The organism is Stenomitos frigidus ULC18 (assembly GCF_003003795.1).
Lineage (GTDB): Bacteria > Cyanobacteriota > Cyanobacteriia > Leptolyngbyales > Leptolyngbyaceae > Stenomitos > Stenomitos frigidus_A.
Genome location: NZ_PVWK01000079.1, coordinates 59,417 through 74,765 on the forward strand (window position 1 = coordinate 59,417; position 15,349 = coordinate 74,765).

At 51.6% G+C, this 15,349-nt stretch carries 14 protein-coding genes and 1 tRNA gene; 8 read left to right on the forward strand and 7 right to left on the reverse strand.

Going from position 1 to position 15,349, the window contains the following annotated elements; translation table 11 throughout:
• Positions 1 to 34 precede the first annotated feature (34 nt).
• The 3 genes from C7B82_RS13475 to dnaB all read left to right on the forward strand — a co-directional run bounded on the left by C7B82_RS13475 (position 35) and on the right by dnaB (position 4,993).
• The gene (locus C7B82_RS13475; RefSeq protein ID WP_106256802.1) at positions 35 to 2,488 is read left to right on the forward strand and encodes an alpha/beta hydrolase family protein; all 2,454 of its coding nucleotides are present in this window, start codon (positions 35 to 37) and stop codon (positions 2,486 to 2,488) included.
• 326 nt (positions 2,489 to 2,814) lie between these two features.
• Positions 2,815 to 3,273 carry a 50S ribosomal protein L9 gene (gene rplI, locus C7B82_RS13480; RefSeq protein WP_106256803.1) on the forward strand — a complete coding sequence of 153 codons (459 nt, stop codon included), beginning with the start codon at positions 2,815 to 2,817 and terminating at the stop codon, positions 3,271 to 3,273.
• Positions 3,274 to 3,640: 367 nt separating this feature from the next.
• The gene (dnaB, locus tag C7B82_RS13485) at positions 3,641 to 4,993 is read left to right on the forward strand and encodes a replicative DNA helicase (RefSeq protein WP_106256804.1); all 1,353 of its coding nucleotides are present in this window, start codon (positions 3,641 to 3,643) and stop codon (positions 4,991 to 4,993) included.
• Between the two features lie 30 nt (positions 4,994 to 5,023).
• Here dnaB and C7B82_RS13490 read toward each other — a convergent pair whose 3' ends face one another.
• The 5 genes from C7B82_RS13490 to C7B82_RS13510 form a co-directional block, all read right to left on the reverse strand.
• On the reverse strand, positions 5,024 to 5,356 hold the full coding sequence (locus C7B82_RS13490) for a DMT family transporter (RefSeq protein WP_106256805.1): 333 nt from the start codon (positions 5,354 to 5,356) through the stop codon (positions 5,024 to 5,026).
• Positions 5,357 to 5,371: 15 nt separating this feature from the next.
• The gene (locus C7B82_RS13495) at positions 5,372 to 5,974 is read right to left on the reverse strand and encodes an FKBP-type peptidyl-prolyl cis-trans isomerase (RefSeq protein ID WP_106256806.1); all 603 of its coding nucleotides are present in this window, start codon (positions 5,972 to 5,974) and stop codon (positions 5,372 to 5,374) included.
• A gap of 100 nt (positions 5,975 to 6,074) precedes the next feature.
• Positions 6,075 to 6,863: an HAD family hydrolase gene (locus C7B82_RS13500; RefSeq protein WP_106256807.1), complete on the reverse strand. Its 789-nt coding sequence runs from the start codon at positions 6,861 to 6,863 to the stop codon at positions 6,075 to 6,077.
• Between the two features lie 75 nt (positions 6,864 to 6,938).
• Positions 6,939 to 8,117 carry an AI-2E family transporter gene (locus tag C7B82_RS13505; protein WP_219904349.1) on the reverse strand — a complete coding sequence of 393 codons (1,179 nt, stop codon included), beginning with the start codon at positions 8,115 to 8,117 and terminating at the stop codon, positions 6,939 to 6,941.
• A gap of 84 nt (positions 8,118 to 8,201) precedes the next feature.
• Positions 8,202 to 8,408 carry a hypothetical protein gene (locus C7B82_RS13510; protein WP_245939881.1) on the reverse strand — a complete coding sequence of 69 codons (207 nt, stop codon included), beginning with the start codon at positions 8,406 to 8,408 and terminating at the stop codon, positions 8,202 to 8,204.
• Positions 8,409 to 8,612: 204 nt separating this feature from the next.
• Here C7B82_RS13510 and C7B82_RS13515 point away from each other — a divergent pair.
• Positions 8,613 to 8,684, forward strand: a tRNA-Lys gene (locus C7B82_RS13515).
• Between the two features lie 34 nt (positions 8,685 to 8,718).
• Here C7B82_RS13515 and C7B82_RS13520 read toward each other — a convergent pair.
• On the reverse strand, positions 8,719 to 11,055 hold the full coding sequence (locus tag C7B82_RS13520; RefSeq protein WP_106256809.1) for a monovalent cation:proton antiporter family protein: 2,337 nt from the start codon (positions 11,053 to 11,055) through the stop codon (positions 8,719 to 8,721).
• A 283-nt stretch (positions 11,056 to 11,338) separates the two neighbouring features.
• Between C7B82_RS13520 and C7B82_RS13525 the strand changes: the two genes are divergently transcribed.
• Together C7B82_RS13525 and C7B82_RS13530 are read left to right on the forward strand one after the other, a co-directional pair.
• A complete protein-coding gene (locus tag C7B82_RS13525; protein WP_245939882.1) occupies positions 11,339 to 12,292 on the forward strand; it encodes a M23 family metallopeptidase in 954 nt (317 codons plus the stop codon).
• Between the two features lie 105 nt (positions 12,293 to 12,397).
• Positions 12,398 to 12,949 (forward strand): late competence development ComFB family protein, encoded by a 552-nt coding sequence (locus tag C7B82_RS13530; protein WP_106256810.1) that lies wholly within the window; start codon positions 12,398 to 12,400, stop codon positions 12,947 to 12,949.
• A 275-nt stretch (positions 12,950 to 13,224) separates the two neighbouring features.
• Here the strand turns inward: C7B82_RS13530 and C7B82_RS13535 are convergent, their stop codons facing one another.
• Positions 13,225 to 13,809 (reverse strand): L,D-transpeptidase, encoded by a 585-nt coding sequence (locus tag C7B82_RS13535; RefSeq protein WP_219904351.1) that lies wholly within the window; start codon positions 13,807 to 13,809, stop codon positions 13,225 to 13,227.
• A 389-nt stretch (positions 13,810 to 14,198) separates the two neighbouring features.
• Between C7B82_RS13535 and C7B82_RS32280 the strand changes: the two genes are divergently transcribed.
• Positions 14,199 to 14,372, forward strand: coding sequence for a hypothetical protein (locus tag C7B82_RS32280; RefSeq protein WP_181357484.1), 174 nt, complete (start codon positions 14,199 to 14,201; stop codon positions 14,370 to 14,372).
• 162 nt (positions 14,373 to 14,534) lie between these two features.
• Positions 14,535 to 15,188, forward strand: coding sequence for a sigma-70 family RNA polymerase sigma factor (locus C7B82_RS13540; RefSeq protein ID WP_106256811.1), 654 nt, complete (start codon positions 14,535 to 14,537; stop codon positions 15,186 to 15,188).
• Positions 15,189 to 15,349 lie beyond the last annotated feature (161 nt).

Consider the following 15,349-nt stretch of genomic DNA (forward strand, 5'->3'; position numbering starts at 1 on the left):
CCGTTACCATCGGAGCCACGTCGCTGGGAATTTTATGGTTGATTTTCATACACCTGAGCCCAATGTTAAGGCTGAAGCGGTTGTCACGCGCGAAGCGAAGCGGGTGCCACCTCCTGTGCGATCGCAAGGAACGGACAGCCAGTGGGCATCACCACCGGAGCCAATCAACCAGATTCTGGATGCGCCCAGTACGCCAACCGTGCTGATTTCGCCAGACAACCAATGGTTCATTGAGCTTGAGCAGCCCTCTCTACCGACGATCGCTGAATTGGCGGAGCCAGAAATTGCCGTTGCTGGCTTTCGTCTCAATCCCAAGCTCAACAGTCCTGCACGTCACCATACTTATCGTGGTATGACGCTCAACGCCATGCAGTCAGGCGCAAGTCAACCCATTCCTTTGCCCGATGAGGCTCGCATCAGCTATGCGCACTGGTCGCCCGATGGTCAAAAACTCGCGTTTGCATTGACGCAGGCTACGGGACTGGAGCTATGGTTCCTTAACTTGTCTGATGGCGTACCTCATCGTCTGACAGAACCCACTTTGAATGCGACATATGGTGTTCCGTATCGTTGGCTTTCGGATGAGGCGCTGCTTTGCAAATTCATTCCAGCCGATCGCGGAGAGCCGCCTGAAAAACCATCCATACCAACTGGGCCAATCATCCAGGAGAACTTAGGGCGTAAAACTGCCAGCCGTACGTACACCAATCTGTTGCAGAATCCTTATGATGAACAGCTGTTTGAGTACTACGTCACCTCAACGCTGGGATTGGTGACACTTGAGGGACGGCAGCAACGTCTCAGCGAACCTTGCCTGGTTGACGAAGCGATCCCATCACCAGACGGCAACTACATTCTGCTGACAACGCTGCATCGACCGTTTTCCTACCAGTTACCGAGTTCATACTTTCCCCTACGGTTTCAAGTTCTCACTGCAACGGGGCAGCATGTGCGTGATCTCGCTGAGCGACCGTTAGCCGATGCTGTTTCCACTAAATTTGACGCGGTGGTGGCTGGTCCTAGGCGCATGTGCTGGCGCAGCGATCGTCCCGCAACACTCTACTGGGTGGAAGCGCTGGATGGAGGCGATCCTGACCAAGAGGTGCCTTACCGTGATGCGCTGTATGAGCTCAATGCCCCCTTTACCGATGAGCCAAGGGAGCTGTGGCGATCGCAGTACCGTTTTCGGCGAGTGCGATGGGGCAATGATACGGTAGCGCTTGTATGGGAACGCTGGCACGATACTCGCCTGTTAAGGGTATGGAAGCTAAACCCTGCGCAACCGGAAGCCCCACAATGCCTGGCTGAACGCAGCTATGAAGACCAATATAGTGATCCAGGCATGCCGTTAACCGAGCCAGGTCCCTTTGGACGACACGTCTTGCAGTTTACACCTGACGGCAACAGCCTTTACCTCACTGGGCGGGGCGCGTCACCAGCAGGCGTTTACCCCTTTCTCGATCGCCTGGATCTCGCTACAGCGACGACCGAACGCCTCTGGCAAGCTCAGTCACCTTATTTCGAGTCGGTGATCAAATTGCTCGACAACGAAGCTCAGCAGTTCTTCACACTCCGCCAGTCGCAAACTGAGCCGCCTAACTTTTTTCTCCATACACGATCGCAACCGCAACCAGTGCCCTTGACTGTGTATCCCGATCGGGCCCCTCAGTTTGCGGGTATGCATAAAGAAGTGGTGCGGTATCAGCGCGCAGACGGCGTACAGCTTTCTGCAAAACTCCATCTGCCAGCAGGCTATGACCCAAGACGCGATGGCCCCTTACCAATGGTGTTCTGGATCTATCCTGAAGAATTTAAAAATCGAGATCTCGCTGGTCAAGTCACTACTGCCGAGCATGCCTTTAGTCGCCCCAGTGGCACATCAGTTTTATTTCTGCTGACCCAGGGCTATGCCGTACTTAATAACCCCAGTCTGCCGATTATTGGAGAAGGCGACGCCGAACCTAATGATACGTACGTCGAGCAACTGTTAACAGGTATGGAGGCGGCGATCGATTATGTGGTCGATCGGGGCATCGCCGACCGTGATCGACTCGCGATCGGCGGTCACTCCTACGGTGCGTTTACTACGGCTAATATCCTGGCGCACAGCAATTTGTTTCGTGCTGGTATCGCTCGTAGCGGCGCGTACAACCGCACCCTCACCCCCTTTGGCTTTCAAGGCGAACAGCGTCACTTCTGGGACGCAGCAGAGACATACATGCACATGTCGCCGTTCACCCATGTCGGCAAAATCGCGGCACCACTGCTGTTGATTCATGGGGCTGACGATAGCAATGCAGGCACTTACCCCTTGCAAACCGAGCGCTTTTACGAAGCCTTGAAAGGTTTGGGCGCAACGGTTCGCCAAGTCATCTTGCCCTTAGAAGATCACGGCTACCATTCCCGCGAGGCAGTCGGACATGTGCTTTGGGAAATGGTGCGATGGTGCGATCGGTATCTCAAGGATGCTAGCGAAGAACAAACTTAAAAGTGGCTACCCACTTGGATTTCCCTTTTTCATGCTTCTTAGGGGCTGCAAAGAAATAACGTCATGGACTGTAGCGGTCAGCCGTCAGCGGTCAGCCATTAGAGAAAAGTTGACCGCTGATAGCTGATAGCTGATAGCTAATCCAAAAGTATGCAGTTATTTTTTAACAAGTCCTTAGTGGCTAGAAGCGCCTGTACAAAAGCAAGACTCCATCTCCCATGCCCCAAACCGTTTTAGCCAAACTATGGAAACAATCCCCTTTATTAGGGTACTATTGTATCTCTGTGGGTTTTTAAGCTTAGAAAGATTGTGACGAAGGAAAGGCTATGGCGAAGCGTGTACAGTTAGTTCTCAGTCGAGATGTGAGCAAGTTAGGCAAAGCAGGAGACCTGGTTGAAGTTGCTCCTGGCTACGCTCGCAACTATTTGATTCCTCAAGGCATTGGAGCACGGACGACACCGGGGCTTTTGAAGCAGGTTGAGCGACGCAAAGAATTAGAGCGGCAGCGTTTGTTGGAAGAAAAGCAACAAGCAGAAACACTCAAAAAAGCGTTGGAAACGGTCGGACGCTACACGATCGCCAAGCAAGCGGGTGAAAAAGACGCAATCTTTGGTACCGTTACTAATCAGGATGTGGCTGATGTGATTCTGGAAACAGCGAAGCAAGAGATTGACCGTCGCGGCATTACTTTGCCCGATATTCACCAGCTCGGTTCCTACAGGGCAGACATCAAGCTTCACCCAGATGTTACCGCAACGGTGGAAATCCAGGTGGTTGCCAGCTAAGGGGCACGACTTCGATCATGTTCAAGAACTTTCTGTAGGGTCATGGCAATGCTATGACCCTACAGGTGCATGGGCATGACTGAATTCACAGATTAAGGAATCCGTCGGTTCCAGATGCCATAGGGGACGGTTTGCTATCACCGCTCAAGTCGGATAGAGTAGTACAATGGTACTTAATCATCCCAAGCGGGTTTGTCACAGCATGAATTGGCGTGCAATTTCTACATTTAGAGCTCAAACGCTGTAGCTAATTCAGATTGCGCTAAATGTGGTGGAGTGCAGGTAACCTTAGCTGTATATTGGGATGAGTTGCGGCAGGTTGCGGTGACTGGTCTCAAACAATTTATTGTTGCCTTCCCTAAAGCCCATGGTTCAGGAACTCAATTTTCAAGCCTTTAGCGATCGCTTGCCGCCCCAGAACATTGATGCCGAAGAGTCAATTTTGGGTGGTATTTTGCTTGATCCGGAGGCCATTAATCGAGTTGCAGATTTGTTGCAGCCTGAAGCATTTTATCTCAGCGCTCACCGAGAGATTTACCGCGCTGCGCTAGTTTTACAGGCGCACGGTAGCTCGACCGATTTGATGAGCATTACCTCTTGGCTGATCGATCGTGGACTGCTAGAAAAAGTGGGCGGGCAAAGTAAGCTAGCGCAATTGATCGATCGTACGGTGAGTGCCGTCAACATCGATCAGTACGCCCAACTGGTGATGGACAAATACATGCGCCGGAAGCTGATTAAGGCGGGCAACGAAATTGCTCATCTTGGGCACGATACGGCTAACGACCTGGAAGAAGTGCTCGATCAGTCGGAGCAAAAGCTCTTTGGCGTCACCCAGGATCGACCGCAGCAGGGCTTGATGGCCGCGTCTGATATCTTGACGCATACCTTCTCTGATATTGAGAGCCGATCGCTGGGGATGGTTTTGCCCGGTCTTTCCTGCGGATTTTACGACCTAGATGCGATGACTCAAGGCTTTCAACGCTCTGATTTAATTATCGTTGCAGGACGACCGTCGATGGGTAAAACGTCCTTCACGATGAACATTGCCCGTAACATTGCCGCCTTCCACAAGCTGCCTGTTGCCATCTTTAGCTTGGAAATGTCCAAAGAGCAGTTGGTGCAACGCCTGCTGGCCAGTGAAGTTCGCATCGAAAGTGGACGCTTGCGAGCAGGGCGCGTCAGTCAAAACGAATGGGAACCATTGGGGCACGCGATCAGCACCTTGTCGCAACTACCCATATTTATCGACGACACGCCCAATATCAGCATTACAGAGATGCGATCGAAGGCACGGCGACTCCAGGCAGAACAGGGTGGAGCCTTGGGACTGATCCTGCTGGACTATTTGCAGTTGATGGAGGGTGGTAGCGATAATCGGGTGCAGGAGCTATCGCGGATCACACGGGCACTCAAAAGTTTGGGGCGAGAACTCAGCGTACCCGTCATCGCACTCTCCCAGCTCAGCCGCAGCGTCGAATCGCGTACCAACAAACGACCGATGATGAGCGACTTGCGGGAATCAGGCGCCATTGAGCAGGACGCTGACCTGATCATGATGCTTTATCGCGACGAGTACTACAACCCCGACACGCCCGATCGCGGCATTGCTGAAGTCATCATCTCCAAGCACCGAAATGGCCCAACGGGAACAGTGAAGTTGCTGTTTGAATCCCAGTTCACCCAGTTTCGCAACCTTGCAGCCCCAAATCGCACCTAAGCACATTGCTCAAAGCGTTCGCACGGGCGTTTAGTGCGAGGCCGTTTTGGAAAAGAGATGGAGCACTGCCACTCCACCGATAATGAGTCCCATGCCAATCAACCCTGCCTGGTCGATCGCTTGACGGTAGAAAACCCAGCCTAGTAATGCGACCAGGACAATTCCCAAACCTGACCAGATCGCGTAGGCAACGCCAACGCTGATGGTGTTTAAGCACAGCGATAGAAAGTAAAATGCAGAGCCGTACCCAACCAGGACAACCAGGCTGGGTACAAGCTTTGTGAACGATGCCGTTGCTTTGAGGGTGCTCGTCGCAATCACTTCAGACACAATCGCAATGAGCAGATAAGCATAGTCCGGCATAGCAATCTCATTGGGTTAACTGAGCTTCAGTAGCTCCACATCAAAGAGTAGTGTAGCGTTAGGAGGAATCACACCGCCTGCTCCACGCGCACCATAACCCAACTCAGAGGGAATGATGAGCTGACGACGACCGCCCACTTTCATGCTGCCAACGCCTTCATCCCAACCTTTGATGACCTGACCCACGCCGATCTTGAACTGAAAAGGCTGGTTACGATCGCGCGAGCTGTCAAACTTTGTGCCATCTTCCAGTGTACCCGTATAGTGCACAACCACCGTTTGCCCGGTCTGTGGCGAAGCGCCTGTGCCTTCCATTAGATCAACATACTTCAGTCCAGATGGCGTTGTAACGGTAGCTTGATCTCCAGCTCCAGATGGCGTTGCACTCACAGGTTTAGCTCCAGGTTTTTTAGGGGTCGGGGTCGCTGAGGCATCAGCGACTAGCGTCGAGGCAGTCGGCACGCGATCTGATAGTTTCGTCGTGGTTGCAACGACTTGCGGTTTGCCAGTTGTCATTTCACTCGCGATCGCCACATCCGGCTTGCCGCCAATCTGAGAGACGACCAGCACGACTAAGCAAGCGAGCATGACTCCCAGGCTGACTAAAATTTCCTTCAAAATAACCCTCCTGTCAGGTAATACGAAGCGGTCAGGCATCAGCGATTAATAGACAAACGCTGACCTTAGTCCGTTGTACAAGAGCCTATTGTACAAGGATTCAGACAGTGGGAACCCCAGATGCGTGCTGTAGATTGTGGAGAAACTCCGCCAGTGTCAGATCAAAAAATTGCGCCTTGCCCGTCTCGCCTGCCAGCACCTTGAAGGGCAAATCGGGTTCTCCTAAATGATCAATGACCAGGGATGCGCCCGTAAAGTCTTGTGCCTGGGTATAGCCATTCACAGTAATCACAGTCGCTAACGCTGCCTGCCTCGCCGACTGCAACCCAGCATGGGAGTCTTCAAACGCCAGACAGTCTTGAGGATCTAACTGCATGGCTTGCAACGCATAGTGGTAAATATCTGGAGCTGGCTTTTTAGCAGGCACAATGTCCCCGGCTGCAATCACCTCAAACCAATCAAGGCTGTCGGGAGCCAGCGCGGTCTGTAGCAGAGCCGTCACGTTGGCAGGTGTGGTTGTGGTCGCGATCGCCAACCGTAGCCCCTGCTCACGCGCTGCCTGCAGCAGCCGTTTCACGCCCGGACGCAGTGGTACTACACTCGCCTCTATGAGCTGTGTGTAGTGTGCTGTTTTCGCTTTGTGCAAGGCGGCAATCCATTCACGACGATCGCCGGGTGGCTCAAAGTTGGGATGATCTGTGGTCAGATACCGCTGAATCCGCTCCTTGCCACCTGTAACGGACAGCAGTTCACCATATCGCTCAACCGACCAATCCCAATCTAGACCCGCCTCGGCAAACGCACGATTAAACGCAACGCGATGCCCGTCGCGCTCGGTATCGGCTAACGTACCATCAACATCAAAAATTAGTGCTTGGAGTTTAGACATGGGATGAGTGCGATAAGAAGTGTTGAGTTTTGAGTGGAGCAGAAACGTCTAGGTGTTTCTGCCTGCTAACACCTATCAATCTTCGCCGATCGAGGGATCGTCTGCTGGCCCAGTTTCAGTCTGTTCTGTAGGCAACGAGTGTGGGCGTAAGTCCGTTTCACTGGTAACAGCCGCAACAGCAGCATCTGACGGTTGTGGCACAAACGATGGAGACAAGCGCTTTTGATGCTGTACGCCCCATCGATCCATCACGTCCTCTATTAAGACCCGACGAAGCCAAATTTGGCTGACAACAGTGAGTGGAAGCGCCAGCGCCAACCCTAAAAAGCCAAAAACAGTTGCAAAAAAGACTTGCGCCAACAAGGTGGCCGCAGGTAACAGTGCTACTTGCTGTGCCATCACGTAAGGGGTCAGCAAGTTACTCTCAAACTGCTGAATCGCAATATAGAGAACAAACACAAGCAGTGACTTCACGGGCGAGTCTAGTAACGCTGTCGCCATAGGCAGCACGACGCTTAGCGTGGGACCAATGTTGGGAATGAAATTGAGCAGCCCTGCGAGAATGCCCTGTGCTAGCGCTGCTTTCACTCCCAGTAACGCTAGCCCAACGCTACTGAGCACCGCAACGACACTCATGCTGATCAGTGCACCAACAATCCATCGTCCCAGTGAAAATTCGCACTCTTTCAGAATGCCATCGACTCGGTGACGATAGAACGCTGGAAACAGGCGGATAAACCCTCGCCGATAGGCCGATGGGTTGATCAGCAGCATCAACCCCAAGACCAGCACTAGTAAGATATTGACGACCACGCCTAGCGAACTGGAAAAGAACGCAAACGAACCACCGAGTAAGCGGTTGACATAGGGCTGTAGCTGTTCGCCCAAGCTCCCAAGATTGGGTAAATAGGCACTGATCGATGGTGGCACGAAGTGACTTAAATTATTTGTCCAAACGTTCAACCGTTCAACGCCTGCCGGTACCAGCACGATCAAGTCTTGAAACTGCGCTGCAAAGGGCGGCACGATGAGTAGAAAGAACGCAATCAGCGTCGATAGAAAACAAATGACGCTGAGCAAGACTGCCCCGGAGCGCCGCAACCCTGCCTCTTGAAAGCGACGCGACAGCAAATTTAAGCTATTTGCTAGCACCACTGCCGCAAACACCAACAGCAACACCTGACGAATCTGCCAGAGAATATAGAGGCTGACAGCGACAACGAGAAAACCAAGCCATTGACCCAAATTCACCATGAACTCCAAAAAGAAACGGGAATGAACATTGCTTGCTGTCAAATGGTAAAGCAGTAAACGGTCAAGCGTTCAAACAATATCCTTTTATGGCACTCTTTCACCGTTCTGTCTTCCGTTACGTCCTTGCTGCCAGCGCCAACCGAGCGTGAGGGCGGCGATCACGGCCGGTAGCCATACTGCAATCAGCACAGACGTTGTTGTCGGCGGAATAGCTAAAGCGGGTGCGCCATATTTGATGGCGATCGATAACCCAACAGAGAGCACTAAAACCTTGAAAATCAACCCAATCATTGGCATCCTAAGCAAACGACAGCGGTAAACAATGTCTTAGCGCACTGATACCCAAGCAGATACCCAACTAGAAATGATGCACTGTCACAGTCTTTCTAGGGTAGTTCTCTTTACAAACCATCGTCCCTTAAAAAGGAATGTCTGGCAGGTACGCGCAAACTTGTGTTATGTTTGACGACGGTGCTTGAATTAGCACAAAACAGCGGGTTGCTAGCTCAGTGGTAGAGCATTCGGCTTTTAACCGACTGGTCCCGGGTTCGAATCCCGGGCAACCCATTGACACAGAAGCTTGGTCATTGAGTCTCATTGCTCAAACTTGCTCAGCTTGCGGGCTCTCCTGGCTTGACTCGCTCACCGCAACAGTGGTAAATGGCATTGGTAAAACAGGTGTTGCTTCGATCGCTGGCACAATCCACTGACTGGCCCGATTGAGCGCATAAAAACCGCCGCAGAGCAGTAAGCGATCGCCCACTTGCACATCGCTGGCGCCATCTGGAAAGCGAATAAACTTGCCTTCTCGCCTAATGGCCTGGATCAGAACGCCAAATTGTCGTCGAATATGTAATTCTGCCAGCGTTTTGCCAGCAACAGGGCTAGTATCAGGCACCAGCAACCACTGACACGAGGCATTCTCTGTCGGTACGGCGGCTTCGCCTTTGGCCAATTCGTCAAAGGCGGCAAGTTCAGCGGTCTCTCCCACAACTAGGAGGCGATCGCCTGACTGCAAAGCCGTCTTCGCGTCAGGGTAATCTAGCTCTTCGCCATCGGCTCGTTGGATCGCCATGAGGCTCACGCCAGTCAAGCGACGTAAATCAGTTTCTTCTACAGTCATGCCAATCAGTGGCGAAGCGGGCGGCAATGGATACCAGCGGTTGTTCATCTCCTGGGTTGCTTCCTTAAGCTCCCGTGAGACCTGATAAGAAGGCTTTTCAGACCGTAGATCCAGATAGTGCGAATTGCGAATCTGCTGCACTTCACGCTGAATGACCGGCAGCGGCAAGCCAACACCTGTCAACAGATGGGAGGACAATTCTAAACTGGCTTCAAACTCAGGCTGTACGACTTCTTTGGCACCTAGTTGGTACAGCAATTCAATATCTTTATCCTGGTTTGCTCGAACGACCACATCTAAATCAGGAGCCAGCTCTAAACAGCGCTTGAGACAGAGACGAGTGCTCATCGGGTCGGGTAAGGTAATCGCCATTCCCTGCGCCGTACTCACTCCTGCCTTCTCCAGCACGTGCAAGCTGGCTGCATTGCCGTAGACATAGGCAATACCAGCCTCGCGCACCTCCTGTATCCGGCTCTCTGACTGGTCAATCACAATTACGGGGTAGCTATGTTCGCGCAATAGCTGCACAATGTTGCGGCCCACTTGCCCATAGCCGCAAACCACCACGTGATTTTGCGTTGGTAGCTCGTCCGCAATCTCCAGGGCAACGTCGGTGCGCTCCAGATATCCTTTCAGCCAGGGGAGCGATTCTGCCCAAGCAAAAAACTGAGGGATAAAGCGCAGAATAAACGGCGTTAATACCAGCGTTACGGCTGTTGTGCCTAAGATTAGCAAGTAGACGCGGCGAGAAACCAACCCTAACGATTGCCCTTCACTTGCCAGTACAAAGGAGAACTCCCCAATTTGAGCCAGCCCTAAGCCTGTAATCAAGGCCGTTTTAAGCGGGTAGCGAAAGATGACGACTAACGGGGTCACAATCAGAAACTTGCCTACAAAGACGAGCGCTACTAAGCCCAGAATCAGCTCCAGATTATTCCACAGAAAGATGGGGTCAATCAGCATGCCGATCGCGGCGAAAAATAAGCAGGCAAAAATATCCCGTAGCGGCTCGACATAGTTCAGAGTTTGATCGGCATACTCGACTTCCGAAATCATCAGACCCGCGACAAAAGCGCCCATTTCGATCGACAACCCCAGATGCTCAGTCAGCAACGCAATGCCCAAGCAAATCGCTACCACGCCCAACAAAAACAGTTCTCGGCTTTCTGTACGTGCTAACAAACGCAACAGCGGTGGAATCACCCAGATCCCCGCAACTACGGCGCCCAGGCCCAAAAGCCCTGTCTGTAAAAGCGCCCAGCCGATCGCCAGTCCGACTTCTTCTATAGGCTTATCCAGTGCAGGAAGGACTGCCAGCATCACGCCCAGCGCTAGATCTTGCACCACTAAAATACCCAGCATCACCTGCCCGTGAGGCGTTGCGGTTTCATTGCGCTCCATCAGGCACTTCAGCACCACGGCAGTGGATGAGAGGGAGAGAATAGCCCCCAGGAAAACCCCTTGAGCGGGTGATGTCACCCAGCCCATTCCTAGCGATACCATTGCTGTAACTGCGATCGTAAGCACAATCTGCAAGCCGCCGCCGCCGAGGCTGATGCCCTTAACCTTTCTCAATTCTGAAAAAGAAAACTCAACCCCTAAAGCAAAGAGCAAAAAGGCGACTCCAAACTGTGCCAGTGTCTCAACCTGGACGAGCTCTTTGATCAACCCCAAACCAGCTGGCCCAACGACCATACCTGCTAACAGGTAGCCCAGTAAAATCGGTTGTCGCAACACCGCTGCCAGGATGCCACCTGCTGCTGCTGCTGCTAGCACTGTGACCAAATCAACAATTAGCCGGAAGTCTTCTTGCACTGCAATTTAATGTTAAAAAACGTATCGTTGCTTCTCACTTTCAGAATACAAACTTTTCGGAGCCAGCGGGGAATGTTTGAGCGTCAATTCTTGGCACGATCGCCCATTAGGGACAGCGTTTACTGACTTTTTTCGACCCTGTTCTACTTGTCAGCAGAGATCTAGCAGGCGCTGACTCAAGCGATACCCGCACTTTTGTCCTGAATCATCATTTAAGTGTAGAAACAGTAGCCGAGGGACGCTATTCTATCTGCCAAGGCGACAACTAAGCGGAACTGATGCTATGCCCATTCCACGTCAGATTGATCAAGCGTTACAAGAGCGCCTGTCCACAGCAAGTCTTCCGGCCACTGGTAAAAGACCTTGGTATCGTGCTCAAAGGATGACGCAGGTAGCGCTGACTGCTCTGGCGATCGCAACAGCAGTGCTTGCTCTTGCTTCTTCTGTAAAAGCGCTGCAAGTCCAGGTGGCACCCAGCAAACCTCAGTTAGGCGACACACTATCTGTAACCGTTGAGTCCGGTACTAATGGCCATACAGTGCCAGTAGTGATCTTGGGCAAGCGAACCTATAGCACCTTTCCAATGAGCAACAATCGGTTTCGGGCACTGCTACCAACCACACCCCTTGACAAACCAGGGATCCTACAGCTTCAGGTAAAGAGCGGGGATGAAACTGCCAATGTCGCCTTGCAGCTCCGGACTCGCAAATTTCCGACCCAATCAATCTGGCTTCCCCCTGGCAAAGATCAGGATTTATCTGATTTTGAATTCAATCGTGTCGATGCCTTCAAGAAACTTGTCACACCCCAAAAGTTTTGGAGTGGTCCCTTTCTCAAACCAAACAATGGCCCTATCACCACCATATACGGCGTTCGTCGTTACTACAACGGCAAATTTGCCAATGATTACTATCATCGTGGCGTCGATTATGCAGGAGCCTATGGTTCACCCATCATTGCTCCTGCTGCCGGACAAGTTGCCCTGGTGGGGCAAGAGTCAAAGGGCTTTGTGATTCATGGCAACTGCATTGGCATTGATCATGGTCAGGGCGTAGAAAGCATCTTCTTGCACTTGAGCCGCATTTTGGTGAAAGACGGTGAGTTTGTCAAAGCGGGTCAAGTGATTGGTGCTTTGGGCGCAACAGGTGCTGCTACTGGGCCTCACCTCCACTGGGGCCTGTATGTCAACGGTCAGGCAATTGATCCGGCACCCTGGCGAAAGCAAGGGTTTGAATAACTTTATGTTTGAAGCGTGATTAAGTTGATACTGAACGTGGATTCTGGGGCAAGATTATTCAAGGCTAATCGTCGAAAAACGGCGCTGCGGAGTTTAGAAAGCATTATGAGCATTGAAAAGATCGTGGAGCAGGCGTTGCAAGACGGCTATCTGACTCCAGCAATGGAAGCAGAAGTTGGCAGAATTTGTGACACGGCATCAGAATTGTCGATCGAGGAATACATGGCGCTCGATCGACTGATGGGAGCGCTACTAACGGGGGAAGTGGTGGCCGTTCCCCGTAAGCAGTTTATCAATGTCATGGAAGAACTGGTGCTCACAGAGGCAATCGCTCGTGTGGCTGAAATTGAGGCGACGAGCGATCGCACCCTCGATTTAGGTGACATTGCGGCCTATGCACTCAACCGCTTACCGCCCCTTTATGCCACAACCGAAGAAGGGGCAACCTACCAGCGTCAACGAGCAAAAGAAGAGCTTCAAGGCTTGATTGCTCAACAAGTGGGTGAAGCGATCGCCCGCAACCTCGATCGTCCCGAATTCTTCCCAGAACGGCAAGCACTTGGCAAGAACTCTGGTGATGAAATTCTGACCCAGGTTAGTGCCTTGCTTCAGGCGTATGCACCCAGCTTCGAACCACAGCCAGGGGTAACGCACTAACTAGCCTAGCCATGCTTCAACCGTAGATCGATTGCCAGACAGCGTTATCCACGCAGGGTGCAGTATAGCCTCTAGCATTCAAGCAAAGTGTCAGCGTCACGCACCCAGCAAAGAGGTTAATGTCATACATCAATACACGTAGACTCTAGACAGCAGACTGCAATCTGATTGAGATCTGCCTGACGTTTTTCAGTCAGGCAGATCTCAATCAGATTTAACCGCTTACAGTCCACGAGTCTGTCGCTCATCGCTAGTAGGCTATGGGTAAAGCAGGCCTATGGGCGAACATCCACCGGCGTCCCTGGAGCAATCTGGTCGTACAGTGCTATGACGTCGCGGTTACGCATGCGGATGCAACCGTGCGAAACCGCCTGCCCAATCAGCTCTTCCTGATTGGTACCGTGGAAACCAATATGAGTACGCCCCTCATACAAGAAGCCAATCCATCGTTTACCTAATGGGTTGGCAGGGCCAGGTGGAATTACTTCACCTGTAATTGGGTGTTGCCATTTAGGATCTCGCTGCATTTCCAGAACCTGGAAAGAGCCGATTGGTGTCTCCCAACCCGCTTGCCCGATCGCAATCGGGTAGCTGGTCACTAATGTCTGCTCTCGATAGAGCTGCACCTGACGATCGCTTAAATCAATTACTAGCTTCGCGCTGCTTTTTGGGGGTGGGGTCAGAGCCTTGATGCTGTTGCTTTGGCCCCCTTTCAGTTTCATTGTCCGTGCATTAGGGGGAGTGGCTTGAGCATCTGCCGTCCATGCTCGCCACTGGATGCCAAGCAGCACCAGTGTGGCCCCTAGACACAGAAGCATCACACTACGAGACAGGCGATCATCGCGAACAGTTACAGTCATCGTCTCTTCACTCAACAGCCTTCTCTCTAATCTACTCCGACAAGGGTGAGACGATGCCTCATGAAGTGATATAGCTGTAGAACGAATGCGTTACGATCAAAGGTTTTGGCCGCTAGAGCGCCTGTAGTAAGCGTTGGGATCATGACGTATCAAGGGTTCCCTTTCTGAGAACGGGTTACCTTTATGGATGCGCCAGAAAATTTGCAAGCAGACTTTATACTACCTTGATTTTTCAGACTAGATCCTTTCGTCAGAATGGGCACAATATGGACAAAGGTTTCGTTTAGGGTCTTGTAGGAGGATTCAGGAATCTCGGTTGAGTTTGGTGTAACTAACCGTAATTCCACGCATAAATCGTGCAATGTGAACTGAAGGCAAGAGGAGTGGATATGTTCGAGAAATTACTACTAGCCGCGACCATTACGTTCTCGCTCAATTTGTTTATTGGCATGAGCGTTCAGTCTACAAAGCAGTCATCCGTTATTACTCAACCAGCACCCCGTTCTGTCTCTATCGCCAAAGCGGAGAACGCTATCCCTTCTTTGTGGAGCTTGTTTCAGTAAGTGTGGAGCTTGTTTCAGTAAGTGTGGAGCTTGTTTCAGTAAGTGTGGAGCTTGTTTCACCAAGAGGCATCACTAATTGGTAGCATTAAGGCTGTAGTGGTGGGAACTTTGCTAGCGTCGGACATGTCATCAAACATGGAATGTCTGAGAGCAAAGTCATCCATGAATCAGTCCCTTTCTGCCTCCTGGTCATCCATCAGGGCAGTCGATCCACCAGTACCAGCCGAAAAGCTTTCTAACGTTGATCTGGTGTTGCAATGTCAAGCTGGTCATCGCCCAGAGAAAGCTGCTTTTGCAGAGTTGCTCCGTCGTTATCAGTCTCATGTCGAGCGCGTACTCTACCACTTGGCTCCTGACTGGCAAGATCGCTCCGATCTCGTGCAAGAAGTGTGGATTCGAGTTTATCGCAACATCAAGCGCTTGCAAGATCCGATAAAATTTCGAGGCTGGCTGAGCCGGATTGCCACTAATCTTTTCTATGATGAACTTCGCAAACGTAAGCGCAACAGCCATCCGCTATCGCTAGATGCCCGTCTAACCGTTGAGGATGGTGAAATGGACTGGGAAATTGCCTCAGAAACACCCGGACCAGACGAAGAGTTGACGACGCGAGAGTTTTACGATCAGTTGCGATCGGCGATCGCCGATTTACCAGAAGTCTTTCGCACTACGATCGTACTGCGTGAGATTCAAGGTATGGCATATGAAGAAATTGCTGAGCTTACCGGTGTTTCGTTAGGTACCGTAAAATCCAGAATTGCCAGAGCGCGTTTACGGCTGCAGTCTCAACTCCAAAGTTATCTGGATGGCAACTGATGATCAGACTGGCAGAAGCGGGTAATTTTTTTGTTAAGACTATCGCCTCTGTGAGTAATTCAAGGTTTACTGATGATCAGGCTAGATGATTTTTCCGTTTGCTCTATGTTTACTTTTGACCCTTGCGTTTCTGCTGGCTTGTTTCTAAACACTGGTGCGCG